The following is a 26,420-nucleotide window of genomic DNA, read 5'->3' as shown; positions in this document are numbered from 1 at the left end:
GCCCCGCCGTGCCCCCTGCGGACGCGGCGGTGCGGCTGGCCCGGCTCGCGGCCGGCGGCGGCACCGCGGCCGAGGCGCTGGCGCTGTTCGACGCCCTGCCGGCGCCGGGCCCGGAGGCGATGGCGGGCCGCTGGCGCGGCAGCGGCCTCGCGACCGGCCACCCGTTCGACGGGCTGCTCGAATCGCTCGGCTGGTACGGCAAGGACTTCGTCGACGCCGAGACGGTTTATCCGCTTCTGTTCAGGCGCCGTGACGGGCGGCTCGCGCGCCTCGACCCGGCCCGGCTGCCGGTCGGCCTGCTGGTGCGGTGGCCCCAGCTCGCCCGCATCGGACTGCTGCGAAGCATTGTCCGGCTCGCCCTGCCGGTGTTCGCGACGCGGCGGCCCGCCGCCCGCCTGCGCGTGGTGACGTGGCGCGGCCGGGCGGGCGCCGCCATGGTCTACGACCGCCAGCCGATCATCGACGTGTTCCGGGTCGTCGATCCCGACACCCGCCTCGGCCTGATGGATCTGCGCGGGCTGGCGCAGCCGTTCTTCTTCGTGCTGCGGCGGGAGAACGAGACCGGCGGCGCGGCGTACCCCCCGTCGGCGCACCCGTCGGCGGTTCACCCCTTGTAGGCGACCAGGATCGCCCCGGCGGCGATCAGGGCGACGCCGGCCCAGTTGGCGGCCGAGAGGCGCTCGCCCAGCACCGCCGCGCCGAAGATCGCCACCAGCACCACGCTGAGCTTGTCGAGCGGGGCGACCCGGGCCGCGTCGCCGAGCTTCAAGGCGCGGAAGTAGCACAGCCACGACGCCCCGGTGGCGAGGCCCGACAGGCCGAGGAACAGCCAGGTGCGGGCCGGCACGGTGCCGGGCGCCTGCCACTGGCCGGTGGCGGCGAGCAGCGCCGCCAGCACCACGACCACCACCACGGTGCGCACGAAGGTGGCGAAGTCCGAGCCCACCGCCTCGACCCCGATCTTGGCGAAGACCGCGGTGAGGGCCGCGAACACCGCGGCGAGCAGGGCCCAGGCCTGCCAGCTCGCGGACGCGGACGAGAGCAGCGATCGCATCGGGGCCTCCGGCGCGGACACGGGACACAGGCGACGCGCACGGACGGCGCCGCGCCGGTGTCGTAGCCGAGAAAGCCCGGCTCCGGAACCTGCCGCGCAGTCGCTCCGGTGGTGGCCGGCTGCACCCGGCGGGGCCGCCGATCAGGTCATTGTGAGCGGCATCCCGGGACCGATTCGCGCTAGACGGTCCGGGCAAAGGAGACTCACCCCCGTGAACATCGAACGTATCGCCGAGCGTTTCTCGCCCATCGTGCTGAGCATCGTCCGCATCATGACGGCGCTCCTCCTGCTCCAGCATCCGCTGACCAAGTTCTTCGGCTGGCCGGTGGCCGGCCGCACCGTCGAGCTGTGGTCGCTCTACTGGATCGCCGGGGCCCTGGAGCTGTTCCTCGGCGCGCTGCTGCTGGTCGGCTTCTACACCCGCACCGTCGCCTTCATCCTCTCGGGCGAGCTCGCCTTCGCGTATTTCCTCGGCCACGCGCCGCGCGGCTTCTTCCCGCAGGGCAATGGCGGCGAGGCGGCCGTGCTGTTCTGCTTCGTCTTCCTGTACTTCGCCTGCGCCGGCGGCGGCCCGCTGAGCCTCGACGCGGTGTGGAAGAAGCGCTGATCCCGACCCGCGGCCGCAGCGGCGGCCGCGATCCGACCCCCGACGACCGGCGGACGACCGCCTCGCACAGGAGACCGTCATGATCGGTGTGCGCATCGCGATGGCCTGCTCGATCGCGGCCGTTCCGTTCGTCCTGCCGGCGCTGGCCTTCGACCCGCCCGGCCGAGCCGAGCGCGGCCGCGAGGCCGAGCGGCCCGGCCGGGCCGAGCCGGGACGCCCCGACACGGGGCGCCCGGATGCGGGGCGCCCGGACCCGGGACGCGCCGACGCGGGCCGGCCCGAGCCGGGCCCGGCGGTCGGCCGCCGCCCCGACGGTCCGCCCGGTCCGCCGCCGCCGGGCCCGCCCGGGCGGCCCGACGCGGTGTTCCGTCGCGACGTGATCGCGCCGACCACCAATGTGATCGCTCCGGACGTGGTGGCCCCGACCGTGGTGGCGCCGGGCGCCGGCCCCACCGGCGTCGTCGTCGCCCCCGGTCTTCGCGGCGGAGGCGGCGCTGCGCCGCCGCCGGCCCCAGCAGGGGCGGGCGTCGCGGCCGCCGGCTACCCGGCGCCGCCGCTGCCGCCCGGCGCGGTGCGCACGCTCCCGGACGGCAGCGTCTCGGCGGTGATGAACGGCACCCAGTATTTCCGCTACGGCCCGACCCTCTACCGCAGCGTCGCGTCGGGCGGCGAGGTCGTCTACGTCCCGGCCCAGTAGGGCGTGGCGCAGCGCCTCACACGCACCGGAGAGGCCACGACGAAAAAAGCCGGCCGCCCAGGGCGACCGGCTCGTTTCTTCGTGTGTCGCGCGAGCATCGCGCGACGCGCGCGATCAGCGCGAATAGTACTCGACGACCAGGTTCGGCTCCATGTGGGCCGCATAGGGGACGTCGCCCAGCGCCGGGATGCGGGCGAGCTTGGCCGTCATCTTCGAGTGATCGACCTCGATGTAGTCCGGCACGTCGCGCTCGGGGAGCTGGGTCGCCTCCAGCACGATGGCGAGCTGCTTCGACCGGTCCTTCACCTCGATCACGTCGCCGACCTTGCAGCGATAGCTCGGGATGTTGACGCGGCGGCCGTTCACCTTGACATGGCCGTGGTTGATGAACTGGCGGGCCGCGAACGGGGTCGCCACGAACTTGGCGCGGTACACCACCGCGTCGAGCCGGCGCTCCAGCAGGCCGATCAGGTTGGCGCCCGAGTCGCCCTTCATCCGGATGGCCTCGTCGTAGATGCCGCGGAACTGCTTCTCGGAGATGTTGGCGTAGTAGCCCTTCAGCTTCTGCTTGGCGCGCAGCTGAATGCCGTAGTCGGACAGCTTGCCCTTGCGGCGCTGGCCGTGCTGGCCCGGGCCGTACTCGCGGCGGTTCACCGGGCTCTTCGGACGACCCCAGATGTTCTGGCCCATCCGGCGGTCGATCTTGTACTTCGCTTCGATGCGCTTGGTCATCGCGTCCTCGTGGCGGGGTTGCGCCCGCCTTGTTGGTGATCGTCCCGCCGGCGGCGTCGCGGCCGGCCGGGACCATGAGGATCGCGCCCTTCCTTTGCTCCGGTTTTGGCCGGAACCGACAGGCCGCCGCCCTGCGCGGGCGGTCGCCACGGGTCGCGAAACGCCGCGCGGGCCGTGAGGCCCGCGTGACGGCACGGGTTTTAGGGGATCGGCCGGAAATGTCAAACCCGACGCTGCGGCCGCGGCCGGCCCCCCGGCCGGCCCGCGCCGTCTACTTCGCGGCGCAGACCAGCGCCTCCGGCGGCACCGAGCTGCCGTCGCGCCGGCAGACGCCCTCGCGCTCGTTGGCCCGTACCGGGGCGAGCGAGCCGAGCGGGCAGAACACCGTGACGACGAACTCGTTCGGATCGCAGGCGCAGCTCGCCCGGTCGCAGGCGATCTGGCGCAGCCGCGTGCCGGCCGCGCCCGCCGCACCGGCCGGGCCGGCGTCGCCCTTGGGACCGGCGGGACCGGCGGGGCCGGCCGCGCCGGGCGGACCGGGATCGCCCTTCGGGCCCTGCGGGCCGGCGACGCCGTCGCAGCCGGCGAGGGCGAAGGCGAGGACGAGGCCCAGCGCCGCCACCTTCGGAACACCACGGATCATTGCTCTTCCCCCTGAGATCGCTTCGACCGGCGGGCGTCCGGCCCGCCTCATCGGCCGGCGGCGCCGAGCGCCGCCGGCGCGTCGCGGCCGTCGCTCCCCGGCCGCGCCGCATCCTGCAGCCTCAGGCCGAAACCTTCCAGTGCGGCGACCAGGGCCGGCGCCGGGGGGCGCTGCGAGGTGAAGACGAAGCGGTCGGCGGCCGGCCGCGCGGCCTGCCCGGCCGGCGGGCCGCCCAGCAGGTCGACCACCCGCCGGGCGATCGCCGGGGCGGGATCGATCCAGTCGACGCTCCACGGGCTCGCCGCCCGCAGCCGGTCGAGCAGCAGCGGATAATGCGTGCAGGCGAGCGCGATGGTGTCGGTGCGGCGGCCGTCCTGGGCGACGAAGCAGGGCGCGATCTCGGCCGCCACGGCGGCCGCGTCGACCGGCTCGTCGCGCAGCGCCGCCTCGGCGATCGCCGCCAGATGGGCCGAGCCGACCAGCGTCACGGCGCAGCCCTGGCCGAAGTCGCGGATCAGCGCGCGGGTGTATTCGCGCTTCACGGTCGCCTCGGTGCCGAGCACCGAGACGAGCCTGCTGCGCGAGCCCGCGCAGGCCGGCTTGATGGCCGGCACGGTGCCGACGAACGGCACCGCATGGGCGGCGCGCAGATGCGGCAGCACCAGGGTGGAGGCGGTGTTGCAGGCGATCACCACGAGGTCGGGCCGCCAGCCTGCGATCAGCTCGCCCATCAGCGGCACCAGGCGGGCGATCAGCGCGGCCTCGCCGTGGCGCCCATAGGGGAAGAAGGCGTCGTCGGCGACGTAGACGTAGCCGGCGTCCGGGCGCGCGCGAACCACCTCGCGCAGCACCGTGAGGCCGCCGAGGCCGGAATCGAATACCAGGATGACGGGCCGGGCCGGCATTGCTTCGAGGAATCCTCCGTCCGTTCATGCTTGTAGCGCAATTCGCCGCAGCCCGACAGGCGCCCGCGGCAGGGCGGGGCTGCGCGGCCTCGGTCCGCCGAGCGCCATGCGGACCGTTATGGCGGGTTGCGGTGAAACGGTCGCACAAGCGTGAATGGCGGCGATGCACGGAATGCTTGTGTCATGAAACCGTCACCCGCATCCTCTGCCGGAGAGGCGCGCGGCATCGGGGGGGGGGACGGCCATGGCCAAGAACATCGTCCTGTTGTCCGACGGCACCGGCAACAGCGCGGCGAAGCTCAACAAGACGAACGTTTGGCGACTCTACGAGGCTCTCGATCTGCGCGATCCGAGCTGCCAGATCGCCGCCTACGACGACGGCGTCGGCACCTCGTCCTTCAAGCCGCTGGCGGTGCTGGGCGGCGTGTTCGGGGTCGGTCTCGCGCGCAACGTGCTCAGCCTCTACAAGTTCGTTTGCCGGAACTATCAGGAGGGCGACCGCATCTACGGGTTCGGCTTCAGCCGCGGCGCCTTCACGATCAGGATCGTCGCCGGTCTCATCGCGCGCGAAGGGCTTGTTCCGTGGACCGGTAGCGAGGCGGACCTCCAACGTGACGCAAAGGCCGTCTATCGAGAGTTCCGGCGGCGGTTCGAGACGACTCTCCGGGTGGAGAGGCCGTTTCGTGCACTCCGCGACCTCTTCGTGTCACGGCCGCCCGCGGAACGACGCCGGCCGCCGATCCACTTCCTGGGTGTGTGGGACACGGTCGCGGCGTATGGCGGGCCGATCGACGAGATCACGCGCGCGATCGACTACTGGCTGTGGCCGCTGTCGATGCCGGACCGGGTAATGTCGGCCAAGGTCCGGCGTGCCTGCCAAGCGCTCGCACTCGACGACGAGCGCCGCGCATTCTGGCCGTTGCTGTGGGTCGAGAAAGAGGTCGACGACGACGGCCGGCGCGCCGGAATGGAGGAGAACTGGTCCCCTCCGACGGTCCCTTATCCGCTGTCCGACATCGACCAGCAGCGGATGAGCCAGGTCTGGTTCGCGGGCATGCACTCCGACGTCGGCGGCGGGTATTGGCGCGACGGGCTGTCCTACATCACTCTCGACTGGATGATGAGCCGCGCGATCGTCTACGGCCTCGACCTCCGGCGCGCCGAGGCGAGGCGGCTGCGGCGTTTCGCGAACCCCAATGACAAGTCGAACGATTCCCGTCGCGGACTCGGCGGATACTACCGCTACCAACCGCGGCGGATGGAGATGCTCTACGGCGACGAGGCGAAGCCGAGGCTCGGTCAGGATTTTTCACGCTTCGCGACCGCGGTCGCGAAGCACCGACCGCCGGGATCGCGGAGCGCGCGCGACCCGGCCCGGTGGGCCCCCCGGACCCGTGGTCCCACGGATGCCGCCCCTCCGATGATCCACGAATCGGTGTTCGCGCGGATCAAGACCTGCGCGGACGGCTACAGCCCGATCGTGATCCCGGCCGAATACCGCGTCACCACGCGGGCCGGCGAGGTGCTGTCCGAGACGTTCGAAAGCGACGGCCAGGCCGTGGCGCGGGCTCGGCGGCAGGAGCGCGCTTGGAACTGGGTCTGGCTGAAGCGGGTGGTTTATTTCGTCACGGTTCTGGTGTCGGCTATGCTCGCTGCCGCGCCCGCGCTGGTGCTGAAATGGCCGGGTGACGGAGAGCGGAGCCTCGCCGCGCCGCTCATCCCCGTGGTCGATCTGATCGGCGGGGTTCTGCCGGGGCTCGCGTCGCCGTGGGTGGACGCCTTCCGGCAGCGCCCCGAGTGGCTGCTCTACGGCGGCGTGGCGCTGGGCGTGCTGCTCTACGTCGGCGGACGGCTGCAGCGCCGGATCTTCGACGTGGTGCGGAACATCTGGCGTCGCTCGCTCGCCGGCGGCGAAGCGCCCGAGGTGCCGGTGCCGAGCGACTGGCTGTACCGGTTGCGGACGTCCGAGGCCTACATCGCGACCTTCCAGATGCTCAGACGATGGGTGTTGCCCGTGATCGCCCTGGTCGTCATCGTCTGCGGACTGGGGGTCGGCGCGAGCCGCGTCCTGTTCGCGATCGGCGACTCGATCGGCCTGGTGTGCCCAGAACCTAAGGGCTCCGCGGCGGAGCGGCAGACGGCGGAATTCGACACCAAGAGTCTCTGCCATCCGACCGGCTTCACGGTGGCCAAAGGGCAAAGCTACCGCCTGATGCTCACGGTGACGCGCCCGTTCGTCGACGGTCACGGTCCGAAGGAGGCCGGCGCAGCGAATATTGCGACCGACCCCAACGGGTTCGGGTTCGAGAAGATGGTCTGGCAGCAGTTTCTCGGCCTGCCGCTGCGGCGGCTGATCGCGTCGAACTGGTTCAGGGTCGTGGCGCGGATCGGGCGCCACGGCCTCGACGAGCAGCCGCTGGACTTCGAGGCAGCGCCGGACGGAAGGACATTCGTGACGACCTTTGCGGCGCGGTCGGACGACGAACTGTACCTGTACGTCAACGACGCCGTGATCGCCTTACCCGGATATGTCGACTGGTTCTACCGCCACAACAATTCCGGCGCCGCCAAGGTCGCGCTCGAGCCGGTGAAGTGACACGGTCAGGCCGGCGCCGAAGTGAGGCCCGCGCCTCTGAGCGGGCCACCGCTCACGGCGCGGCGTCGCGTCCGAACAGCACGCCGGCGAGGGCCGTGAGGGCGACCAGGATCAGGAAGCCGTTGACGGCGATCAGCAGGGCCGGGGGCAGGCGGGGCGTGTCGGGGCGGGGCGGCGGCGGGCCGGGGCGCATCTGGCGCCACACCGCGGCGGCGAAGCAGAAGGCGCTGAACAGCACCAGCACCGAGCCGGTGGAGAGGATCATCCACTGCGGCACGACGCCTTCGAGCAGCGCCTTGGCGCCGATGCCGCTCGCCAGCGCGGCGAGGCCGGTGCGCACCCAGGCCGCATAGGTGCGCTCCGCCGCGAACAGGGTGCGGTCGGCGGCGAGCTCGGTGCGCCGGTCGGCCGAGCCGGCCATCTGGCCAGTCGCGCCTTCCATCCGCGCCGTCGAGCCCTCCATCCAGGCCGCGCTGGTCTTCAGCTTGTCGGTGCCGCGGTCGACGGCGGCGTCGACGCGGGTGTCGGATGGCGTCATGGCGAGCCCGGGCTGGAGAGTCCGAGCGCCAACGCGACGGCGCGGGCCGGGGTTCCGACCCGTCGCGCCCGTCCATCCCGCTCCTTGCTGCCGGGGGCGCCGCGCGGCGCACGGCCGCCCCGAGGCGCCGCAGCTCGTGCGGCGCCCGTCCGCGTCATCCGCGGATGTTGTAGCCGCCGTCGATGTAGTGCACGCCGCCCGTCACGTTGCCGGCGCGGCCGGCCAGGAACGCCGCGTAGGCGCCGACGTCGTCGATGCTGGCGAGCTCCTGGGTCGGGGCCCGCTCCATGGCGCGCTCCAGCAGCTCGTCGAAGGCCGGGATGCCGGAGGCGGCGCGGGTGCGCAGCGGTCCGGGCGAGAGCGCGTTGACGGAGATCTTCTTGGCGCCGAGCTCGGCCGCCATGTAGCGGGTCACCGACTCGAGCGCCGACTTGACCGGCCCCATGACGTTGTAGTGGTCGACCACCTTCTCGGCGCCGTAGAACGACACGGTCAGGCAGGCGCTGCCCGGCGCGAGCAGCGGCTCCATCGTGTGCACCAGCCGCACGAACGAGTAGACCGAGATGTCCATCGCGGTGAGGAAGCCGTCGCGCGAGCAGTCGAGGACCCGGCCGTGCAGATCGTCGCGCGGGCAGAACGCCACCGAGTGCAGGCAGATGTCGAGACTGCCCCAGGTGCGCGCGATGGTGTCGCGGAGCGCGCCGAACTGCGCGTCGTCGCGCACCTCGAGCGGCAGGAACAGCGTGGCGCCGAGCGCCTCGGCGAGCGGGCGCACATAGGGCGCCACCTTCTCGTTGGCGTAGGTGATCGCCAGCTCGGCACCGAGCTCGCGAAAGGCCTTGGCGCAGCCATAGGCGATCGACTGGTCGTTGGCGATTCCGACCACCAGGGCCTTCTTGCCGGCGAGAGAGATCATCGAGAGAATCCGTATCTGTCTGGAGGAGGCAGCAGACCGCAGGCCGGCGGCGGACGTCGCCGGGCGCGAGCTGGAGCAGCGCGCATCGCCCCACGCCGGCGGCTCGCCGGGTGCGCCGATGCGACCGGTTCGACGACGCGGCATCGGGCGCGAGGCCCGATGCGCGTGACGCTGTCGCGGGTCTAGGTCACGTCGCTCATCGACTGCTCCCTTGCCGCCTGCGTGTGCGACGGTGACGATTCCCGTGACCGCCCTCGTCGTGTCCGCCCCTCCGTAGCGGCACATGCTGCACTGCGAAAAGTATCTTACGGTTACATCGGCCCGGGAGCCCGGATCCGCGCGCCGCACGGCCCGCAGGCAGTGGTTCCCCGCATTGACTCGCCATCGTTTCCGCCCCGCAATCCCGCCGGAAATCTGCGGTGGAGAGCATGGCGCTGTTGGAGACGACGACCACGACGCGACCGGAGCCGGTCGGTTTCGACCCGGAGGAGGTCGGCGCGGTCCTGTCCCGTACGATCGCGAGTCCGGAGTTCGTCGCGTCGCCCCGCATGGCGACGCTGCTCGCGTTCCTGGTCGGCGAATGGCTCGCCGGGCGCGAGAAGTCGATCAAGGAATACGGGATCGCGCTGTCGGTGTTCGGCAAGGACGCCTCGTTCGATCCGAGCAGCAACGCGGTGGTGCGGGTCGAGGCCGGACGGCTGCGCCGCCTGCTCGCCGAATACGCGCGCGGCTCCGGCGCCGGCCAGCCGGCGGTCCTGCACATTCCGAAGGGATGCTACGTTCCGCGTCTCGTGCATCCGTCGCACGGCGGCACCACCAGATGCGAGCCGGCGCCGGCCGCCACGTCGCCGTGCCGCCATCACGTCACGGTGGTGTCGTGCGGGCTGTGCAGCGACGACGGCAGCGGGCCGGGCGATTCGATCCACGAGGCGTTTCCGGCCTTCCGCGAGCATTGCGCGCGGATCACCGAGGCGTTCGGCGGACGGCTCGCGGAGGAGGGGGCCGATCGCTTCGTCGCGTTCTTCGGCTGGCCGCAGTCGCTCGAGCACGCGGCGCATCGCGGCGTCATGGCCGCCATGGAGATCGTCACGGCGCTGAACGATCATCCCGTCCTGTCCGGAGCGGCGGCGCGCGCCGGCGTCGCCACCGGATGGGCGGTGAGCGGGTCGATCGGCGGCTCGCCGAACCGGGTGGCGCCGGCCCTGCTGGGCGACGTCGTCGGGATGGCCACGACGATCTTCTCGCACGCGCCGCCGCGCGGCGTTCTCGTCTCCGACGCCACGCGCCGGCTGACGCCGCGGATCTGCCAGACCGAGACGGCGGCCATGCAGCTCGCCTCCGGCGGCACGGCGTGGCGGGTGACCGCGGTCAGTCCGCTCGGCGACGTGCTTCCGCACATCGGCGCGTCGCCGCTGATCGGCCGTCAGCACGAGCTCGGCCTGCTGCGCGGACGCTGGTCGCGCGTCGTCGCCCGCGAGGGCCAGGTCGCCGTCGTCACCGGCGAGCCGGGAATCGGCAAGTCGCGTCTCGTCCAGGAGCTGTGGGCGACGATCGAGAGCCAGGCGGCGGAGCGCTGGCTGCTGCGCGCGCTGCCGACCGACCGCGGCTGCTCCTTCGCGCCGATCCGCAAGCGGGTCGCCGAGGCGGCGAGCATCGGCAAGGACGACGACACGCCGGCCATCCTCGACAAGCTCGCGGCGCTGCTCCGGCGCGCCGACGAGACGGACGCGCTCGCCCAGCCGCTGCTCGAATCGCTGTTCGGCCTGCCCGAGGACGGCCGGCTGGCCGACCTCCCGGCGCGGCAGCGCAAGGACCTGACGCTGGCGCTGCTCGTGCGGCTGACGCTCGGCGCGGCACGGCGCGGGCCGCTGCTGCTCGTCGTCGAGGACGCCCACTGGCTCGATCCCTCGACCCGCGAGTTCGTCCATCTGCTGGCGCGCACCATCGCGACGGCGCCGGTCTTCCTGGTCGTCACCACGCGGCCGGAGGCGGAGGCCTGCATCCGCCGGCTGCCGCGCGCGACGGTCCTCGAGCTGGCGCCGCTCGGAAACAGCGACGCCGAGCATCTGATCGACGAGATCGTCGGCCCCGGCGCGATCACGCCGGACTGCCGCGGCTCGATCGTCGAGAAGGCCGAGGGCATCCCGCTGTTCATCGAGGAGCTGGCCCGGACCGTGGTCGCGCCCGGCACGCCGCCCGACGGCGTCCCCGGCAGCCTCATCGACCTGTTCATGGCGCGGCTCGACCGCCTGGGCGACAACCGGCTGCTGGCCCAGATGGCCTCGGTGATCGGCCGCGACTTCCAGGGCGACTTCCTGGCCGCGCTCCTCGACGTGCCGTCGGCCACCTTCGCCACGGCGATCCGCCAGCTGATCGAGGACGAGATCCTCCTGCCGGTCGTCGACGACTGCAACGGCTTCCTGTGCTTCCGCCACATCCTGCTGCGCGACGCCGCCTACGAGTCGATCCTGCCGCAGCAGCGGCGGGCCTTTCACGAGCGCATCGCCCGCGCGCTCTCGACCCGGACGCGCTTCGCGGTGGACCGCCGCCCCGAGTTCATCGCCTCGCATTTCGACAAGGCGGACCGCCCGCACGAGTCGGCGCCGCTGTGGTTCGAGGCCGGCCAGGCCGCCATGCGGGTCTTCGCCAACGAGGAGGCGCAGCACCACCTCGAAGCCGGCCTCAAGGCGCTGGACCGCATTCCGGCGGCCGAGCGCCCGAAGCGGCTCGAGGCCGACATCCTCACCGCGCTCGGCGTGGTGATCCGCATCACCAAGGGCTACGGCGCCTCCGGCCTCTATCCGCTCTACAAGCGGGCCCGGACGCTGTGCCGCGAGTTCGGCACCCGCGAGCAGGAGGCCGCCGCCTTCGCCGGCTGCTGGACCTATCTGGCCGGTCGCGGCAAGTGGGAGGAGGCGACCGATCTGGCCCGCAACTGCGCCAACAACGCGGCGCGGGCCCGCAACGCCAACCTGCTCCTGGAGGCGCGGCGGATGATCGGGACGAGCGCCCTCTATCAGGGCCGCCTCGTCACGGCGCGCGCCTGGCTCGACAAGGTGCTGCTCCGCTACGACATCCGCCGCTACAAGCCGTCGCACGGCTACGACGCCGGGGTCGCGGCGGCCGCCTACAGCGCCTGGGCGCTGTGGCTGCAGGGAGACGAGACGGCGGCGACCGCCGCTGCGAGCCGCGCGCTGACCACCGCGGCCGCGCAGAACCACGCGCCCAGCCAGGCGATGGCGCTCGGGTGGCACGTGATCCTCGACATCCTGCGCGGCGCGATCGACAGCGCCGCCGAGCACGGCGGACAGCTGCGCAAGCTCAGCGACGAGCACGGCTTCGCCCACTGGCGTCCGCTCGGCGACTTCGGCGTGGCGTGGCACGCGCTGCTCCGCCTCGGCGACCGCGCGGCGCTCGCCACCATGTCGTCGGCGATCGACGACTTCCGGCGGCTGTGGGGCGGCTTCCTGTCGCCGATCCTGTGGATCACGATGGCGCAGGGCCATCTCGGCGGCGATCACGAGCGCGGGCTGGCGGCGATCGACGCCGCCTGGTCGTTCTCGGCGTCGCAGAGCGAGCATCTGTGGGACGCCGAGATCCTGCGCGTCAGCGGCGAGTTCGCGCTGGCCGAGGCGACTCCCAACTACGACTCGGCGATCCGCCATTTCCGCCAGGCGATCAGTGTCGCGCGGGCCCAGGACGCCGTCGCGCTGGAGCGCCGCGCCGCCGCCCGGCTGGCCGAGGTGGAGGCGTGCCGGGCCGGCGAGGCCGCCCCGCTGCTCAAGCGAACGGCCTGACGCGGCCCGCCGCGCCGGCGCCTCGGTGTCGGGAGAGGGCGCGGGGCGGCGACGCGACGGCCGCTCCGCGCCTTTCGTCATGTCCGGCGTCCGGCCGGACCGGGGACCCGCGGCTTCAGCCCGCCTTGCGGCGCACGACCGGCCACTTGTCGAAGAACGTGTTGAACACCAGGAACACCATCAGCAGGGCGAACTGGCCGGCGAGCACGCCCATCATCGGAATGCCGAGCCCGAGATCGTTGCCGGCGAACGGCAGCAGCGTGTAGGCGTGGAGCCAGCCGAAGCCGAAGACGGTGCCCAGCACCAGCCAGATCACGACCCGGACCGCGACCCGCAGGCGGACGTCCGCCACCAGGTCGGGACCCGGATAGTCGTCGAACAGATGGTGCCAGCACAGCATCGTGACGATCAGCGACAGCTCGAGCGAGGCAGCGGTCACGTAGGGGTTGACGCCGGGATTGATCTGGAAGCTCCGGGCCAGCCATGCGTAGAACTCCGGCATCGCGATGCCGCCGCAGACGAGCGCGATGGCGAGCCCGGAGAGCCCCATCCACGGCTGCCTGCCGGTGATCGCCTTGTAGGGATAGCCCTCGCCGCCCTCGGCCGGAATCAGGAACCAGAAGATGAAGCCCTGGCAGAAGGCGAGCACCTGCGGCCACGAGCCGAGCGGCTGCGCGACGATCCGGTGGCCGCCCATGTCGAGATGGAAGAAGCTCGGCACGAACAGCGCCATCCACACGATCAGCGCGACCGCCGTGCTGGTCGCCATCAGGCCGACGCCGTCGAGCGGCGGCGGGACCTTGCCGGCCCAGGGCTTCTTCTGGAACAGCGACACGAAGGGGATCTGGGCGATGATCACCGGCAGGACGTAGAAGTTCGACGCCTCCCAGCCTTCGAGCGCGAGCTTCAGCTCGTCGGGCGTCCGCGGGGCGAGCAGGATGCGCAGGTTGAACGGCGTCCACCAGAGTCCGATCAGGCCGACCAGCGCCAGGAAGCCGGCGATTCCGCACACCACGCTGACGCCCGTGTACCACACGCCCGCCAGCGGCTGCGCCGTGCCGAAGCGGTACTTGCCGTAATTGCCGAAGATCAGCGTCTGCCAGATCCAGGCGCAGATCGCGCACCAGAAGAACGTGCCTTCGGCGAACACGCCGACGAACTTCCGGGCGAGCGCGGGATCGGCGCTCGCCAGTCCCTCGGCCGCCGTGAAGCCGATGAACCACTTGGCCAGCGTGCCCCAGAGCGGCCAGTAGATCACGGCGAACGCGAAGCAGAGCAACACGCCGGTCGCTCCGATGGACAGCTTGCCGCTGATCTGAAATCTCTCGGCTCTCGTCGAGATCGCATCTGTCATGCTCGTCTCCTGCGCGCGGGACGACGCTTCGCCGCCCGCCTCCCAAACCGGTTGTCGGATAGACGCGCGGATGATGGAGAGCCCGCCGGGGCCGCAGAAGTAACTTACGGTTAGGACGATCGTGCCCTGTCGGGAACGGGGGAGGCGGCGGCCGGTGGCGGGACGCGCGGTGGTCCGGGGCGGGCCGCGGTGCCGGCCCGCACCGCGGCGCGCCGGGCGCAACGAGGCGGGGCGTGGTCTAACCGTAACATACTTCTCGCGGCGCACCCGCCTCGATACCCAGGGACCCGGAACCGACGGACGGAATGTTCGCGGTCGACGCCGGCTTCACACACGTTCGCTGGAACGGAGCAGTCGATGAGCAAAGTGATGCAGTTGGACGACGCCATGCGGCGCGTCTCCCGAGGCAGCCGATTGATGATCGGGGAATTCGTCGGTGCGGCGGAGCCGATCAGGTGTATCGAGTGGCTGGTCGAGCACGAGGTCGGCGACCTCACGCTGATCGCCCTCACGCCGGGCATGACCGGCGGCTTCGGCAAGGGGCACCTCTACGCCAAGGGACTGGTCAAGGAGCTGATCTCCAGCCACGTCGCCACCACGACCGAGTCGTCCGACGCCTATCTGGCCGACAAGCTGATGGTCCGTCAGTTCTATCCGATGGGCACGGTCGCCGAGAAGGTGCGGGCCGGCGCGATGGGGCTCGGCGGCGTGCTGGTGCCGGTCGGCATCGGCATCCTCGACCAGCCCGGACTGTTCCCGCAGCTGACCGAGCCCAAGCCGAAGATCACGCTGAACGGCAAGGAGTACTTCGTCGAGGAGGCGCTCCGCGCCGACGTCGCGCTGGTCAAGGGCTGGCGCGCCGACCCGCTCGGCAATGTCGAGTTCCGTTACACCAGCGCGCAGAACCAGTGCGACATCGCGATGGCGGCCGACTACGCCATCGTCGAGGTGAACGAGATCGTGCCGGTCGGCACCATCCCGCCCGACCGCGTCGGCATCCCCGGACCGTTCATCGACGCCGTGGTGCAGGGCCAGACGCTGGCCGAGCAGCAGGACCACTACCGCAACCACTGGATCAAGCTCGGCCGTCTCGCGCCGGTCGCCGCCTGAGGAGTGCCCGTCATGGACGCGAAGGTTTCTGTCCGCCCCGGCTCGCCGGACCTCGCCCGTCTCAGCCCGCGCGAGATCATCGCCCGCCGCTGCGCCGCCGAGGTGAAGGACGGCGAGGTCGTCAATCTCGGCTTCGGCATCCCGACCCTCACCTCGAACTACCTGCCGAAGGGCATGTCGGTGATCTTCCACGCCGAGAACGGCTGCTTCGGCTTCGGCGCCAAGCCGGGGACGCTCGACGCCGACAGCGACATCACCAATGCCGGCTGCGAGCCGATCACGCTGCTGCCCGGCGCCTGCGTGATGCCGCTGACCACCTCGTTCGGCGCGATGCGCAACGGCTTCATCGACATCACCGTGCTGGGCGCCCTCGAGGTCGACCAGGAGGGCAACCTGGCCAACTGGGCGGCCAAGCGCAACGGCCACTGGTGGCCCGGACCGGGCGGCGCCATGGACCTGTGCTACGGCGTCAAGCGGGTGATCGCGGCGCTCCAGCACATCGACAAGGCCGGCGACAGCAAGGTCAAGCGCCGCTCGACCCTGCCGCTCACCGGCACGCGCTGCATCAAGGTCATCGTCACCGACAAGGCGGTGTTCGACGTGAAGCCGCAGGGCGGCCTGATCCTGCGCGAGGCGTTCCCGGGGCTCGGGGTCGAGGACATCCGCGCCATCACCGAGGCCGAGTTCGAGGTCGCGCCGGACTTCGGCCCGATGAAGCTCGGCCTGAACTGACACCTTCCGCCGATTCCGAATCAGTCCGTCACCCCGAAGTGCTCGCCTCTGTCCGGGCGAGCGCCCAGGGGCGACGGCCCGGGCCGCTCGTCCCTCGAGCTCGCCGTCGGCGGGCACCGCGGGACGACGGGAGCGGGTCGCGTCGACCGGACGACGCTCCGGCCCGGCCGCTGCAAGATCACGAGGTTTGCAATGCCTGTCGTCGAATGGTTCTACGACGTCATCTCTCCGTTCGCCTACATCCAGCAGGAGCAGTTCCATCGTCTGCCGCCGGACGTCGAGGTCGTGCCGAAGCCGATCGTGCTCGGTGCCATCCTGGATCACTGGAAGACCAAGGGCCCGGCGGAGATTCCGACCAAGCGCACCTTCACCTACCGGATCGCCCAGCAGCGGGCGATCGAGCGGAACGTGCCCTACAAGACGCCGCCCGCCCATCCGTTCAATCCCATCCGGGCGCTGCGCCTGGCGGTCGCGGTCGGTGCGACGGTGGAGACGACGCGGACCATCATGCGCTTCATCTGGCGTGACGGCGGCGACGTCAACACGCCGGACGGATGGGCCGAGCTGTGCGCGCGGCTCGGCGTCTCGCCGACCGACGAGGCGTTCATCTCCAGCGACGCGGTGAAGAGCGGGCTGCGGGCCAACACGGATCGCGCCGTCGCGCTCGGCGTCTTCGGGGTTCCGACCTTCCACCTGAACGGCGAGCTGTTCTGGGGCGAGGACGCCACCGGCCTGTTCCTCTCCTATCTCGCGCAGCCCACGCTGTTCGAGACGGGTGAATGGGCCCGGATCAGCAATCTGCCGGTCGGCATCCAGCGCAAGGCCGCCTGAACCGCTCGACCGAATCCCCCCGCGCGCGGGTGTCGACGGACCACACACCGCCGGCGCCCGCCGCTCTCCCCGCCGCAAGGCTCGAAGGATCGTCTGCGCCGTCTCCGCCTGCCGCGCGGACGGGCGGGACATGGAGTCGAAAGATGTCGTCTGTGGTTCGTCGGATCGGTGTCGTCGGTGCCGGCACGATGGGTAACGGGATCGCGCAGCTGTTCGCGGCCGCCGGCCATCCGGTGACGATGTGCGATCTCAAGCCCGAGTTCCTCGACCGGGCGATGGCGACGATCGCCCGCAACCTCGACCGCCAGGTCGCCCGCAGGACGCTCGACGTGGCGGACCGCGACGCGGCGCTGGCGCGGATCGGCCCGACCACCGCGATGGCGGATCTCGCCGACTGCGACGTGGTGATCGAGGCGGTGCTGGAGGACTTCACCACCAAGGGCGCGGTGATCCGCCAGCTCGACGCGATCTGCCGCCGCGACGCGATCCTCGCCACCAACACCTCGTCGATCTCGGTGACGCAGCTCGCCGCCGTCTCGACCGCGCCGGAGCGGGTGGTCGGCATGCACTTCTTCAATCCGGTGCCGATGATGGAGCTGGTCGAGATCATCCGCGGCCTGCAGACCGGGGACGCCGCCTGCGACACCGTCGTCGCGCTGACGCGAGCCGTGGGCAAGACGCCGAAGCTCGCCCGGGACAGCTTCGGTTTCGTCGTCAACCGCGTGCTGGTGCCGATGATCAACGAGGCGATCAACTGCGTCTACGAGGGGATCGCGTCGGCCGAGGACGTCGACGCGATGATGAAGCTCGGCGCCAACCATCCGATGGGGCCGCTGGCGCTCGCCGACCTGATCGGCCTCGACATCGTGCTCGACATCATGGAGACGCTGAGCCACGGCTTCGAGGATCCGAAGTATCGCCCGAGCCCGCTGCTCAAGCAGATGTGCGACGCCGGCTATCTCGGCCGCAAGAGCGGCCGCGGCTTCTTCACCTACGCGCCCTCCCGCTAGGGCCGATCGGGCCGCCGGTCGCGCCGGCGGCGCGACCGTGCCGCGCGGCCCGCGTCACGAGGACTGTCCATGTCGTACAAGACCATCATCGTCGAGTTCGTCGGCCGGGTCGCGGTCATCCGCCTCAACCGGCCGGAGGCGCTCAACGCCATCAACTCCGAGCTGATCGGCGAGTTGAGCGCCGCTCTGCGCGGCTGCGAGGCGGCCCCGTCGATCGGCTGCGTCGTCATCACCGGATCCGAGAAGGCGTTCGCGGCCGGGGCCGACATCCGGGAGATGGCGGACAAGTCGTTCTCCGACGTGCTGCTCGGCGACTTCGCCGCGACCTGGGACTGCATCGCCCATGTGCGCAAGCCGGTGATCGCCGCGGTGGCGGGGTTCGCCCTCGGCGGCGGCTGCGAGCTCGCCATGCACTGCGACATGATCGTCGCGGCCGACACCGCACGGTTCGGCCAGCCGGAGATCAAGCTCGGGATCATCCCGGGAATCGGCGGCACGCAGCGGCTGACCCGCGCGGTCGGCAAGGCGAAGGCCATGGATCTGTGCCTGTCCGGCCGGATCATGGACGCGGCCGAGGCGGAGCGGTCGGGGCTCGTCGCGCGCGTCGTGCCGCTCGCCGACCTGATGACCGAGACGATGAAGACGGCCGAGGCCATCGCCGCGATGCCGCTCGCCGCGCTGCTGCTCGCCAAGGAGGCGGTGAACCGCGCCTTCGAGAGCTCGCTCGCCGAAGGCCTCGCCTTCGAGCGCCGCGCCTTCCACGCGCTGTTCGCGACCGACGACCAGAAGGAGGGGATGGCCGCCTTCATCGACCGCCGCCCGCCGCATTTCGCCGGGGCCGACGCCGTCGCCGCGCGGCCGTGAGGGGCGGGGCGTCCGCCTGCGACGGCTTCGAGAGACGTCCGGGCCGTCCCGGAGCGACGCGTCGGCGGCGAGCCCGGGACCATACACGGTCCGTCGTGAGCCACTGATGCCGGAGGTGTGGAGTCCGGCCCGCGGACGGGCGGATCATGCACTTGGCGCGTTCCCGCGGAAGCGGGACACCAGGTCGCCACGACCTGCCGCCCCTGGGTCCCCGCCTTCGCGCCAGGGCATGCAAAGATTTCAGAAAGCGCCGGCGAATTCACGTTGTCTCGGCCGGAAAGCTACGGCGTGCCGGGTGCTCCGCCTTCACGGAGCACGACCGACAGGAGGCTCGATACCTCGACCTGGCGCCGACGAGATCGAGCCCGCGCACGACGAGTCGGACCGTGTGATACCAACGGCCCTGAACCCTGACCCCGTCGTCCTGAGGTGCCCGGCGCAGCCGGGCCTCGAAGGATGCGGCCCGGGCCGTCGCCCTTCGAGGGCTGCGCTTCGCGCAGCCACCTCAGCGACTGTGTTGGTCCTCAAGGGTGATCCGATGTCTTCAGGATCGTCCGCGCGCGGCGCCGGAGAACAGGACGCGCGCGGGCATCTCAGGGCCCCTGGTCTTTGCGATGCCGATATCGGATTTCGAGGTCGGCCAGCACCTCGTCGGCTGGAATCAGGGGCTCGGTGCCGCCGCGGACCCGGCCGTAGGTCGGGCCGACCTCGTCGCAGAGCCACCGTTCGATGGTCGTGTCCTGTGCCTGGAGTGCGCGGAGGCGGTCGCTGACGACGGCGCTCTCGTCCATGTAGGCACCCGAGCCGACGCGCTCCTCCACGAGGCGTGCCAGCTCGTCCGACAATGTCACGGTCAGGGATTTGGGCGCGTCGAGGCCTCCCTCTCTCCGCGAGTCTCGGCTCGGCGTGAGCCGGCGTAAACGGCCCTTGTCAGCTTCGTCCGAACACCCGCCGGAAGATCGTGTCGACGTGCTTCAGGTGCCAGCCGAGGTCGAACTGGGCCTCGATCTCGGCGTCGGAGAGCTTCGTGCGCACGTCCGGATCGGCCTTCAGCAGGGCCATGAAGTCGTTCGACTCGCCGCCCCACACCTTCATGGCGTTGCGCTGCACCCAGGCGTAGGAGTCCTCGCGGCTGACGCCCTTCTGGGTCAGCGCGATCAGCACGCGCTGCGAGTGCACGAGGCCGCCGAGGCGGTCGAGATTGCGCTTCATGTTGTCCGGATAGACCAGCAGCCTGTGGATCAGGCCGGTGAGCCGGACGAGGGCGAAGTCGAGCGTCACGGTCGAGTCGGGGCCGATCATCCGCTCGGCCGAGGAGTGCGAGATGTCGCGCTCGTGCCACAGCGCGACGTTCTCCAGGGCCGGCGTCACATAGGCCCGCACCATGCGGGCGAGGCCGGTGAGGTTCTCGGACAGCACCGGGTTGCGCTTGTGCGGCATCGCGGACGAGCCCTTCTGGCCGGCCGAGAAGAACTCCTCGGCCTCCAGCACCTCGGTGCGCTGCAGGTGGCGGATCTCGATCGCCAGCCGCTCGACCGACGACGCCACCACGCCGAGCGTGGCGAAGAACATGGCGTGGCGGTCGCGCGGGATCACCTGGGTCGACACCGGCTCGACGGAGAGCCCCATCCTGGCGGCGACGTGCTCCTCCACCCGCGGGTCGACCTGGGCGAAGGTGCCGACCGCGCCCGAGATGGCGCAGGTCGCGACCTCCTTGCGGGCCGCGACCAGCCGGGCGCGGGCCCGCGAAAACTCCGCATAGGCGCCGGCGAGCTTGAGCCCGAACGTGGTCGGCTCGGCGTGGATGCCGTGCGAGCGGCCGATGGTCGGCGTCAGCTTGTGCTCGAAGGCGCGGCGCTCCAGCGCGGCCAGCAGGGCGTCGACGTCGGCGATCAGCAGGTCGGCGGCGCGGGCGAGTTGCACGCCCAGGGTGGTGTCGAGCACGTCCGAGGAGGTCATGCCCTGGTGGACGAACCGCGCCTCGGGGCCGACGATCTCGGCCAGATGGGTCAGGAAGGCGATGACGTCGTGCTTGGTGACGCGCTCGATCTCGTCGATGCGGGCGACGTCGAACACCGCGTCCTTGCCCTTCGCCCAGATGGTCCTCGCCGCCTCGGCCGGCACGATGCCGAGCTCCGCCATGGCGTCGGCCGCGTGCGCCTCGATCTCGAACCAGATCCGGTAGCGGGTCTGCGGGTCCCAGATGGCGGCCATCTCGGGGCGGGTGTAACGCGGAATCATGGACGCACTCGCTCGTTGCCCGACGCGGGCACCCTGGAGCGGGCCCGCGACATCGTCGCCGCGCTCTAGCAGATCGGCCGCGTCCGGGCCACGGCGTCGTCCGGCGGCCAGCGTCCGGCGGCCAGCGTCCGGCATCAGGCGGCCGGCGAGTCGCGCCGCGGTGGCGGTCGGCCGGCGCGGAGGAGGGTGGGGGCCGATCGAAACCCGGGGCCCCCGTGGCGTCGGCGCCGCGCGGCCGCCGCGGACACCGCCCGCAGCGGCGTCCCGTAATCCCCCGGCATGACGGGCATAGCGCGGTCGCACTATGTATTCATGGACGTTGACACCTGGGGGCGTCAAGTTAGCATGACATCAGTACGGTGTAGTATCGCCGACGAGGACAGAACTTTCAATATTTGCTGCGTTGATCGTTTCCGGAGTACTCGCTTCTGCTTTGCCGTTCCCGGTCGGGGCCGGCGCGTGGAAGAGGTTTGTATATTGCGTACACGGGTATGAAGACGATCTCCGGCCGAAATCGAGCGCGGCGAATACGGTCCCCAGGGTGCCACACCGTTCGGATGTCTCGCCCGGCTCGCCGGGTGGACAGGAGGCCGTGGCGATCGTGCCACGGCAAACCCGCCGTACGGGCGTCGAGGCGTCCCGCGGCAACCCTGATGGGAGGGTAGTTAAGATGGCTGACCCGACTCGGAGCCTGTCCGGCCTGACCGAACAGGAAGCTGTCGAGTTCCACTCGCAGTTCAAGACCACCTTCAGCGCCTTCGTCGTGATCGCGGTTCTCGCCCACGTTCTCGTGTGGGCGTGGAAGCCGTGGTTCTGACCGGGAGGAACCGACATGTCGAACCCGCAAGACGACTACAAGATCTGGCTGGTGATCAACCCGTCGACCTGGCTGCCGGTGATCTGGATCGCCGCGCTCGTGATCGCGGTCGCGGTCCACGCGTTCGTGCTCAACAACCCGCGCTACAACTTCATCGACGCCAAGACGGCGGCCGAGAAGGTCGTGGCGAAGTGATCTAGTCGAGCGCCCCGGACCGGCCGTCTGCGCGGCCGAGCCCCGAGGCATCGACCTCCTAGAGGTGTCGTCCCGTCGGACGGAGCCCGGGTCGTCGGCTGCATCCCGCCGCGGCCCGGGTCCCGGGATCCCCCGCCGGGGCGTGCCGCTGCCGGTGGACCGTTCACGCGGGGTCGGGCGCTCTCCGACCCGCCCCGTCGTGACCGGTCCTTCGGCGCGTCGATCAGGACCCGCGCCACCGCCGGGCCTCGCGACGGGACTCTCGCGACGGGACTGCCGTCGTCGCGGCGTCCCGCGCGGCGGGCCCGCCGGAACGGCCCCGCCAGGGGAGCCGGCCACAGGGCAGACCCCATGGCAGGCCACATGGCAGGCCACAGAGGGGCCGGCGAAGACGTCTTTCGGCTGGCCGCGGGCGCGAGATCGGCGTATCATTTTACCTGGAGCGTGCGTCCTGCGGGGCGGAGAGCGGGCGGCGACCATGCGTCACGTCGCCAGACTGCTGGAGACACTCTCGTCGCTGCCGTTGAACGTCGCGGTGCTCGACCCCGACGGCACGATCAGCGAGGTGAATGCCGCGTGGCGCGACTTCGGCCTCGCCAACGGCCTGCGCACGCCCGACGCCTGCCGCGGCACCAACTATTTCGACCTGTGCGAGGCCGACATGGCGCATGCGCTGCGCGAGCTCGTCGCCCGGCGGCGCGACGTCTTCACCTGCGTCTATCCCTGCCACGCCCCCGAGCGGACCCGCTGGATCCTGCTGGTCGCGCTGCCGCTCGCGGCGTCCCCGCCGACCGGTCTGATGGTGATGCATCTCGATCTCACCGGCATGCTGCCGCCCGACGTGGTGGGAACCGGGCTGCGCGAGGCGCACCTGCCGGAGCCGTCGCTCGGCGCGGCGTTCGAGCCCTTCGTGCGGGTGATCGAGCAGACCATCCTCAAGACGCTGGGCAGCGACGCCCCGCCGAAGCGGGCCGAGCCGCCGCTGGCGCTGGAGAAGGCGCAGATCGCCGACCGCCTGGCGGCGCGCCAGCGCGAAGTGCTGGCGCTGCTCGGGCAGGGCAAGAGCAACGCCGAGATCGCCGGCCTGCTCGGCATCTCGATGAACACGGCGAAGCTCCACGTCGCCGCGATCCTGCGCCGGCTCGGCCTCGACAACCGCATGCAGGCGGTGGCGCTCGGCGCCCGGATGTATGCGGGCGGACGCCAGGAGGCCGGCAAGGCCGTCCCGCCGTCCTGAGCCGGTCGCGCGGCGATGTCCTGCGGCGACCGCCCTGCGGCTACGGCTTGCCGTCGCCGGGCGCCTTGCCGCTCTGCCTCTCGATGACGCCGAACTCCTGCGACTTCATCTGACCGTCCGCCTGCACGAAGCCGTCGGCCGCCAGACCGCGCTTCAGCAGCTCGCGCACGGCCGCGGCGCGGCTCGGCATCCGGCGGGCGAAGCGCCAGTCGTCCAGCGCCTCGAGCTCGGCCGGCGAGAGCATGATCTGCAGTCGTTCCTCGCGTGCCAGATCCGCCATGACAGCCCCCAGGCCTGTTCCCCGGAACATCGTCCCGACAGTAGATCGATCCTCAAATGACGTCAATTGCTTACCAGGCGCCGAATGATCCGGAGGCGCCACTTACTCATTCGGTGCATTTTGCCCGCTGTCAGCCGAGGGCGTCAAATGGGTATAATAAAAAATCGGCTTAAAAAAAGTAATCTGCAATGAGGCAACAGAAGAGATCGGCGATATACACTTCGCTGTCGCGCCGTCGAAAGTAATCAACTTAATGTTCCTTCCTCCGGCCGCCGATCGCGCGTATGGTTGCTTCGAAAGGCGGATCATGACGCTGCGCCCGGACCGGTTCGAGGACCTCGACGACGTCACCATGGACGACGTGGAGGAGCTGCTGTCCAGGCGGTTCGTGCTCGGGCTCCTGGAGGCGCATGCGACGCGCCTCGATCCGGCACGCCGGTCCGCCGCCGGGCCGTTCGTCACCCATCTCCTGGCCGAGACCGCCGCCGGCATCGAGACGCTGCTGAGCCTGCAGCGCCGGAGCCTCCGGCCGGACCAGGACGGCAACGTGCCGTTCCACCGCATGCTCCACGACATCTGCGACCAGATCGAGCGGCAGATGCGGCGCACGCGGGCGTTCGATCTCGTCGTCGACGTGGCGCCGGCCTGCGCGGTGCCGGGCCGCCAGGTGGTCCGGCTGGCGCTGATCGCCAGCGAGCTGATCATCAACGCCATCAAGCACGCCCATCCGGCCGGCGCGGCCGGCCTCGTCGAGGTCGCCTGCCGGGTCGATCCCGACGGCACCGTCGTGCTCACCGTCTGCGACGACGGGATCGGGCTGCCCGAGGCCTTCGATCCGGTCGCCCAGGGCGGCTTCGGCATGACGCTGATCCGGACGCTGTCGCGCCAGCTCGGCGCCGTCGTCACCTTCGAGAGCACCGGCCTCGGCCTGATGGTGACCACCACGGTGCCGCCGCCGCCCCGCCGGCACTGACGCGCGCCCCCGCCGCCTGCATCCGTCGCCGACCCGGCCGACGACGCTGGGCCGACTCGGCCGGCGCGCCTGCCGGCCGGTTCCGGCCGGGCCCGGTCCCGCGGGGGCCGCCGCTCCTTCTCCGCCGTCCCGATCCTCCTGCCGGTCCGGCCACGCCGCCCCGCCGCAGGGGCGGCCGCACGGGCCTGCACGGCCGGCTTGACACTCGCCGCCGGGCGATTCTCCCCGTCTCTGCCCCGTGCGGTGGCCCGACTAGCCGCGACGATCAGGTGTTTGCCTACTTGACAGCCTTGACTGTCAATCTAACCTTACATAAGTGAGCGTCCGGGGTCGGACTCACCGGCCCGGTCCGTTCTCGAACGATGGACGACCCATGGTCATGCTCGCCGCGCCGATCGAGTCCGTGGTGTCGCTCCCGCTCCAGGCGGCGGTGCTCGACCCCGGGGGAATCATCCGCGAGGCCAATGCCGGCTGGCGGCGCGCCGCAGCCGAAACCGGCCTGCCGCCCGACGGCGGGATCGGCCGCGACTTCCTCGCCCACTGCACGCCCGAGCAGGCGGCCGGCCTGACCGCCGTGGTGGCCGGCCGCTCCGACCTGTTCACGGCCGTCTGCCCGAGCCACGGCCCGTCCCGCACCCGCTGGATCCTGATGGTGGCGCTGCCGCTCGCGGTGGCGCGGCCGCGCCGGATCGCGGTGCTGCGACTCGACCTGTCGGGCCTGCTGCCGGCCGAGCTCGGCCACCGCATGGCGCGGGCGAGCCACGCCCCGGCGGAGCTTCCGGCCGACACCCGCGACGCCATCGTCCGGGCGGTCGAGCAGACCATCGCCCGCGTCCTCGCGCGCCCGGCGGAGCCGGCGGCGGCGCCGGATCCGGGCCGCAGCCCGGACGGCGAGGGGGCGGACGTGATGGCCGGCCTGCCGCGCCGCCAGCGCCAGGTCCTGGCGCTGCTCGGCCGCGGCATGAGCAACGCCCAGATCGCCGGCGCGCTCGGCATCTCGATGAACACCGCCAAGCTGCACGTCTCCGCCGTGCTGCGCCGCCTCGGTCTCGGCAACCGCATGCAGGCGGTGGCGCTCGGCGCCCGCCTGTCGCAGGAGCGCAGCGAGGCCGCGCTCGCCTGCAACGCCGCCGAGTGACGCGGCCGGCCGGTGCCGGGCGCATCGCGCGCCTCGCGCCGCCGTCGATGACCGACCTCATTGACAATGCCGCACGTCAATCTAACTTGACGATCGTGTGACGCTGCCCCGGACACCTGGTTCGCGGGGGACCAGCCTATGCAGACCGTCCTGGCCCGGTTGGAGACGCTGCGCTCGCTCGCCGCCAACGTCGCCGTGCTCGATCCCGACGGCACCATCGTGCACACCAACGCGACCTGGCGGGATCCGAGCCCGGCCAACGGCGCGACGCTGCCGGACGGCGGCCGCGGCCTCAACTACCTGTCGCTCTGCCCGCCCGACCGGGCGCACCGCATCGAGGCGCTGATCGAGGGGCATTGCGACCTCGTCACCAGCGTCTATCCGTGCCGCTCGTCGCGGGACACCCGCTGGATGCTCATGGTCGCGACGCCGCTCGGCGAAGGCCGCCCGCGCGGCGTCTCGCTGCTGCATCTCGACCTGTCGGTGCTGCTGCCGGCGGAGCTCGGGCGCGACGGGCTGCGCGCCCTGCATCTGCCCGACGAGGTCCCGGCCGCGACCGTGGAGGCGATCGTCCACACCGTCGCGGAGGCGATCGAGCGCTCGCTCGGCGCGCCGCCGGCCCGCGCGCCGGCCGCCGATGCGGCGGCCGCGGGAGCCGGGGAGGGCGGCGCCGGGGCGCGGCCCGACGAGGCCGGCCGCAGCGCCGCGCCGCTGTCGATCGTCGATCAGCTGCCGCGGCGGCAGCGCCAGGTGTTCGCGCTGCTCGGCCAGGGCCGCAGCAACGGCGAGATCGCCGCGGCGCTCGGCATCTCCACCAACACGGCCAAGCTGCACGTCGCCGCGGTGCTGCGCCGCCTCGGCCTCGACAACCGCATGCAGGCCGTGGCGCTCGCCGCTCGCGTCACCGCCGACGCCGGGTGAGGGCGGCCGCCGGGGCCTCGCCGCCATCGGACGCGCGTCGGCCCGCTCTCACACCGCATTCGGCTGAACGGCTCGCCGTCATTCCGGGGCGCGGCGAAGCCGCGAACCCGGAATCCAGCGACAATCTCGGAGTTCTCGGCTGGATTCCTGTATCTGTCGGCTGTCACTGGCATAGTGACGAGCTGACGGAGACCGCTCGTTGGATTCCCGGCCCTGCGTGGCCGTAATCCCG

Annotated in this window: 25 protein-coding genes and 1 pseudogene; 16 read left to right on the top strand and 10 right to left on the bottom strand. The window is 71.5% G+C overall.

The window, feature by feature from the left end; genetic code table 11:
• The first annotated feature begins 8 nt into the window (after window positions 1–8).
• A complete protein-coding gene (locus J2S22_RS27395; protein ID WP_272779421.1) occupies window positions 9–617 on the top strand; it encodes a DUF4334 domain-containing protein in 609 nt (202 codons plus the stop codon).
• Here J2S22_RS27395 and J2S22_RS27390 read toward each other — a convergent pair.
• Window positions 605–1,054 carry an EamA family transporter gene (locus J2S22_RS27390; protein WP_272779420.1) on the bottom strand — a complete coding sequence of 150 codons (450 nt, stop codon included), beginning with the start codon at window positions 1,052–1,054 and terminating at the stop codon, window positions 605–607. The genes J2S22_RS27395 and J2S22_RS27390 overlap by 13 nt on opposite strands.
• A gap of 211 nt (window positions 1,055–1,265) precedes the next feature.
• Here J2S22_RS27390 and J2S22_RS27385 point away from each other — a divergent pair, with 211 nt between their 5' ends.
• Both J2S22_RS27385 and J2S22_RS27380 read left to right on the top strand, forming a co-directional pair.
• Window positions 1,266–1,661: a DoxX family protein gene (locus J2S22_RS27385; RefSeq protein ID WP_272779419.1), complete on the top strand. Its 396-nt coding sequence runs from the start codon at window positions 1,266–1,268 to the stop codon at window positions 1,659–1,661.
• Window positions 1,662–1,740: 79 nt separating this feature from the next.
• Complete coding sequence (locus J2S22_RS27380) at window positions 1,741–2,358, top strand: hypothetical protein (protein WP_272779418.1); 618 nt, start codon at window positions 1,741–1,743, stop codon at window positions 2,356–2,358.
• A gap of 114 nt (window positions 2,359–2,472) precedes the next feature.
• On the opposite strand, the gene rpsD is transcribed toward J2S22_RS27380, so the two are convergent.
• The 3 genes from rpsD to murI all read right to left on the bottom strand — a co-directional run bounded on the left by rpsD (window position 2,473) and on the right by murI (window position 4,638).
• Entirely contained in the window at window positions 2,473–3,090 is a 618-nt protein-coding gene (gene rpsD, locus J2S22_RS27375; RefSeq protein WP_272779417.1) for a 30S ribosomal protein S4, read from the bottom strand.
• Window positions 3,091–3,361: 271 nt separating this feature from the next.
• A complete protein-coding gene (locus J2S22_RS27370) occupies window positions 3,362–3,733 on the bottom strand; it encodes a hypothetical protein (protein WP_272779416.1) in 372 nt (123 codons plus the stop codon).
• A gap of 47 nt (window positions 3,734–3,780) precedes the next feature.
• Complete coding sequence (gene murI / locus J2S22_RS27365; protein WP_272779415.1) at window positions 3,781–4,638, bottom strand: glutamate racemase; 858 nt, start codon at window positions 4,636–4,638, stop codon at window positions 3,781–3,783.
• A 244-nt stretch (window positions 4,639–4,882) separates the two neighbouring features.
• Here murI and J2S22_RS27360 point away from each other — a divergent pair, with 244 nt between their 5' ends.
• Window positions 4,883–7,234 (top strand): T6SS phospholipase effector Tle1-like catalytic domain-containing protein, encoded by a 2,352-nt coding sequence (locus J2S22_RS27360; RefSeq protein ID WP_272779414.1) that lies wholly within the window; start codon window positions 4,883–4,885, stop codon window positions 7,232–7,234.
• A gap of 52 nt (window positions 7,235–7,286) precedes the next feature.
• On the opposite strand, the gene J2S22_RS27355 is transcribed toward J2S22_RS27360, so the two are convergent.
• A complete protein-coding gene (locus tag J2S22_RS27355) occupies window positions 7,287–7,772 on the bottom strand; it encodes a YidH family protein (protein ID WP_272779413.1) in 486 nt (161 codons plus the stop codon).
• Window positions 7,773–7,926: 154 nt separating this feature from the next.
• Window positions 7,927–8,688, bottom strand: a complete 762-nt coding sequence (fabI, locus tag J2S22_RS27350) for an enoyl-ACP reductase FabI (protein WP_272779412.1) — start codon at window positions 8,686–8,688, stop codon at window positions 7,927–7,929.
• A 428-nt stretch (window positions 8,689–9,116) separates the two neighbouring features.
• Here fabI and J2S22_RS27345 point away from each other — a divergent pair, with 428 nt between their 5' ends.
• Window positions 9,117–12,485 carry an AAA family ATPase gene (locus J2S22_RS27345; RefSeq protein WP_272779411.1) on the top strand — a complete coding sequence of 1,123 codons (3,369 nt, stop codon included), beginning with the start codon at window positions 9,117–9,119 and terminating at the stop codon, window positions 12,483–12,485.
• A 115-nt stretch (window positions 12,486–12,600) separates the two neighbouring features.
• On the opposite strand, the gene J2S22_RS27340 is transcribed toward J2S22_RS27345, so the two are convergent.
• A complete protein-coding gene (locus J2S22_RS27340) occupies window positions 12,601–13,839 on the bottom strand; it encodes a hypothetical protein (protein ID WP_272779410.1) in 1,239 nt (412 codons plus the stop codon).
• Between the two features lie 357 nt (window positions 13,840–14,196).
• On the opposite strand from J2S22_RS27340, the gene J2S22_RS27335 reads away from it, so the two are divergent.
• From J2S22_RS27335 to J2S22_RS27315, 5 genes are all read left to right on the top strand, one after another.
• Complete coding sequence (locus tag J2S22_RS27335) at window positions 14,197–14,949, top strand: CoA transferase subunit A (RefSeq protein WP_272779409.1); 753 nt, start codon at window positions 14,197–14,199, stop codon at window positions 14,947–14,949.
• Window positions 14,950–14,961: 12 nt separating this feature from the next.
• Window positions 14,962–15,681 carry a CoA-transferase gene (locus J2S22_RS27330; protein WP_272779408.1) on the top strand — a complete coding sequence of 240 codons (720 nt, stop codon included), beginning with the start codon at window positions 14,962–14,964 and terminating at the stop codon, window positions 15,679–15,681.
• A gap of 192 nt (window positions 15,682–15,873) precedes the next feature.
• Window positions 15,874–16,512, top strand: coding sequence for a 2-hydroxychromene-2-carboxylate isomerase (locus J2S22_RS27325; protein ID WP_272779407.1), 639 nt, complete (start codon window positions 15,874–15,876; stop codon window positions 16,510–16,512).
• A gap of 152 nt (window positions 16,513–16,664) precedes the next feature.
• Window positions 16,665–17,522, top strand: a complete 858-nt coding sequence (locus tag J2S22_RS27320; protein ID WP_272779446.1) for a 3-hydroxybutyryl-CoA dehydrogenase — start codon at window positions 16,665–16,667, stop codon at window positions 17,520–17,522.
• Between the two features lie 69 nt (window positions 17,523–17,591).
• Window positions 17,592–18,386 carry an enoyl-CoA hydratase gene (locus J2S22_RS27315; RefSeq protein WP_272779406.1) on the top strand — a complete coding sequence of 265 codons (795 nt, stop codon included), beginning with the start codon at window positions 17,592–17,594 and terminating at the stop codon, window positions 18,384–18,386.
• A 593-nt stretch (window positions 18,387–18,979) separates the two neighbouring features.
• Here the strand turns inward: J2S22_RS27315 and J2S22_RS27310 are convergent.
• Window positions 18,980–19,231 (bottom strand): type II toxin-antitoxin system ParD family antitoxin, encoded by a 252-nt coding sequence (locus J2S22_RS27310; protein ID WP_272779405.1) that lies wholly within the window; start codon window positions 19,229–19,231, stop codon window positions 18,980–18,982.
• A gap of 85 nt (window positions 19,232–19,316) precedes the next feature.
• Entirely contained in the window at window positions 19,317–20,627 is a 1,311-nt protein-coding gene (gene purB, locus J2S22_RS27305; protein ID WP_272779404.1) for an adenylosuccinate lyase, read from the bottom strand.
• Window positions 20,628–21,297: 670 nt separating this feature from the next.
• Here purB and pufB point away from each other — a divergent pair.
• The 3 genes and pseudogenes from pufB to J2S22_RS27290 form a co-directional block, all read left to right on the top strand.
• Window positions 21,298–21,438, top strand: a pseudogene (gene pufB / locus J2S22_RS27300) (light-harvesting antenna LH1, beta subunit); the annotation flags it as partial.
• Between the two features lie 21 nt (window positions 21,439–21,459).
• The gene (gene pufA, locus J2S22_RS27295; RefSeq protein WP_272779403.1) at window positions 21,460–21,639 is read left to right on the top strand and encodes a light-harvesting antenna LH1, alpha subunit; all 180 of its coding nucleotides are present in this window, start codon (window positions 21,460–21,462) and stop codon (window positions 21,637–21,639) included.
• 478 nt (window positions 21,640–22,117) lie between these two features.
• Window positions 22,118–22,876: a LuxR C-terminal-related transcriptional regulator gene (locus tag J2S22_RS27290; protein WP_272779402.1), complete on the top strand. Its 759-nt coding sequence runs from the start codon at window positions 22,118–22,120 to the stop codon at window positions 22,874–22,876.
• A 40-nt stretch (window positions 22,877–22,916) separates the two neighbouring features.
• Here J2S22_RS27290 and J2S22_RS27285 read toward each other — a convergent pair whose 3' ends face one another.
• On the bottom strand, window positions 22,917–23,156 hold the full coding sequence (locus J2S22_RS27285) for a hypothetical protein (RefSeq protein WP_272779401.1): 240 nt from the start codon (window positions 23,154–23,156) through the stop codon (window positions 22,917–22,919).
• Window positions 23,157–23,463: 307 nt separating this feature from the next.
• Here J2S22_RS27285 and J2S22_RS27280 point away from each other — a divergent pair, with 307 nt between their 5' ends.
• From J2S22_RS27280 to J2S22_RS27270, 3 genes are all read left to right on the top strand, one after another.
• Entirely contained in the window at window positions 23,464–24,129 is a 666-nt protein-coding gene (locus J2S22_RS27280; protein ID WP_272779400.1) for a sensor histidine kinase, read from the top strand.
• A 373-nt stretch (window positions 24,130–24,502) separates the two neighbouring features.
• Entirely contained in the window at window positions 24,503–25,267 is a 765-nt protein-coding gene (locus J2S22_RS27275; protein ID WP_272779399.1) for a LuxR C-terminal-related transcriptional regulator, read from the top strand.
• A 138-nt stretch (window positions 25,268–25,405) separates the two neighbouring features.
• A complete protein-coding gene (locus J2S22_RS27270; RefSeq protein ID WP_272779398.1) occupies window positions 25,406–26,188 on the top strand; it encodes a PAS and helix-turn-helix domain-containing protein in 783 nt (260 codons plus the stop codon).
• The last annotated feature ends 232 nt before the right edge of the window (window positions 26,189–26,420 follow it).

Source organism: Rhodoplanes tepidamans, assembly GCF_030813915.1.
GTDB lineage: Bacteria > Pseudomonadota > Alphaproteobacteria > Rhizobiales > Xanthobacteraceae > Rhodoplanes > Rhodoplanes tepidamans.
Note: the sequence above shows the minus strand (reverse complement) of the source record. Positions and strands in the feature narration are given on the sequence as shown.

Excerpts from the sequence above, each read along its gene's own strand:
- J2S22_RS27360 (WP_272779414.1), top strand. The coding sequence starts at position 4,883 with ATGGCCAAGAACATCGTCCTGTTGTCCGACGGCACCGGCAACAGCGCG.
- J2S22_RS27345 (WP_272779411.1), top strand. The coding sequence starts at position 9,117 with ATGGCGCTGTTGGAGACGACGACCACGACGCGACCGGAGCCGGTCGGT.
- J2S22_RS27270 (WP_272779398.1), top strand. The coding sequence starts at position 25,406 with ATGCAGACCGTCCTGGCCCGGTTGGAGACGCTGCGCTCGCTCGCCGCC.
- J2S22_RS27370 (WP_272779416.1), bottom strand. The coding sequence starts at position 3,733 with ATGATCCGTGGTGTTCCGAAGGTGGCGGCGCTGGGCCTCGTCCTCGCC.
- J2S22_RS27330 (WP_272779408.1), top strand. The coding sequence starts at position 14,962 with ATGGACGCGAAGGTTTCTGTCCGCCCCGGCTCGCCGGACCTCGCCCGT.
- J2S22_RS27390 (WP_272779420.1), bottom strand. The coding sequence starts at position 1,054 with ATGCGATCGCTGCTCTCGTCCGCGTCCGCGAGCTGGCAGGCCTGGGCC.
- purB (WP_272779404.1), bottom strand. The coding sequence starts at position 20,627 with ATGATTCCGCGTTACACCCGCCCCGAGATGGCCGCCATCTGGGACCCG.
- J2S22_RS27380 (WP_272779418.1), top strand. The coding sequence starts at position 1,741 with ATGATCGGTGTGCGCATCGCGATGGCCTGCTCGATCGCGGCCGTTCCG.
- J2S22_RS27355 (WP_272779413.1), bottom strand. The coding sequence starts at position 7,772 with ATGACGCCATCCGACACCCGCGTCGACGCCGCCGTCGACCGCGGCACC.
- J2S22_RS27285 (WP_272779401.1), bottom strand. The coding sequence starts at position 23,156 with ATGGCGGATCTGGCACGCGAGGAACGACTGCAGATCATGCTCTCGCCG.
- J2S22_RS27275 (WP_272779399.1), top strand. The coding sequence starts at position 24,503 with ATGGTCATGCTCGCCGCGCCGATCGAGTCCGTGGTGTCGCTCCCGCTC.
- J2S22_RS27290 (WP_272779402.1), top strand. The coding sequence starts at position 22,118 with ATGCGTCACGTCGCCAGACTGCTGGAGACACTCTCGTCGCTGCCGTTG.
- J2S22_RS27315 (WP_272779406.1), top strand. The coding sequence starts at position 17,592 with ATGTCGTACAAGACCATCATCGTCGAGTTCGTCGGCCGGGTCGCGGTC.
- murI (WP_272779415.1), bottom strand. The coding sequence starts at position 4,638 with ATGCCGGCCCGGCCCGTCATCCTGGTATTCGATTCCGGCCTCGGCGGC.
- rpsD (WP_272779417.1), bottom strand. The coding sequence starts at position 3,090 with ATGACCAAGCGCATCGAAGCGAAGTACAAGATCGACCGCCGGATGGGC.
- J2S22_RS27280 (WP_272779400.1), top strand. The coding sequence starts at position 23,464 with ATGACGCTGCGCCCGGACCGGTTCGAGGACCTCGACGACGTCACCATG.
- fabI (WP_272779412.1), bottom strand. The coding sequence starts at position 8,688 with ATGATCTCTCTCGCCGGCAAGAAGGCCCTGGTGGTCGGAATCGCCAAC.
- pufA (WP_272779403.1), top strand. The coding sequence starts at position 21,460 with ATGTCGAACCCGCAAGACGACTACAAGATCTGGCTGGTGATCAACCCG.
- J2S22_RS27340 (WP_272779410.1), bottom strand. The coding sequence starts at position 13,839 with ATGACAGATGCGATCTCGACGAGAGCCGAGAGATTTCAGATCAGCGGC.
- J2S22_RS27325 (WP_272779407.1), top strand. The coding sequence starts at position 15,874 with ATGCCTGTCGTCGAATGGTTCTACGACGTCATCTCTCCGTTCGCCTAC.
- J2S22_RS27335 (WP_272779409.1), top strand. The coding sequence starts at position 14,197 with ATGAGCAAAGTGATGCAGTTGGACGACGCCATGCGGCGCGTCTCCCGA.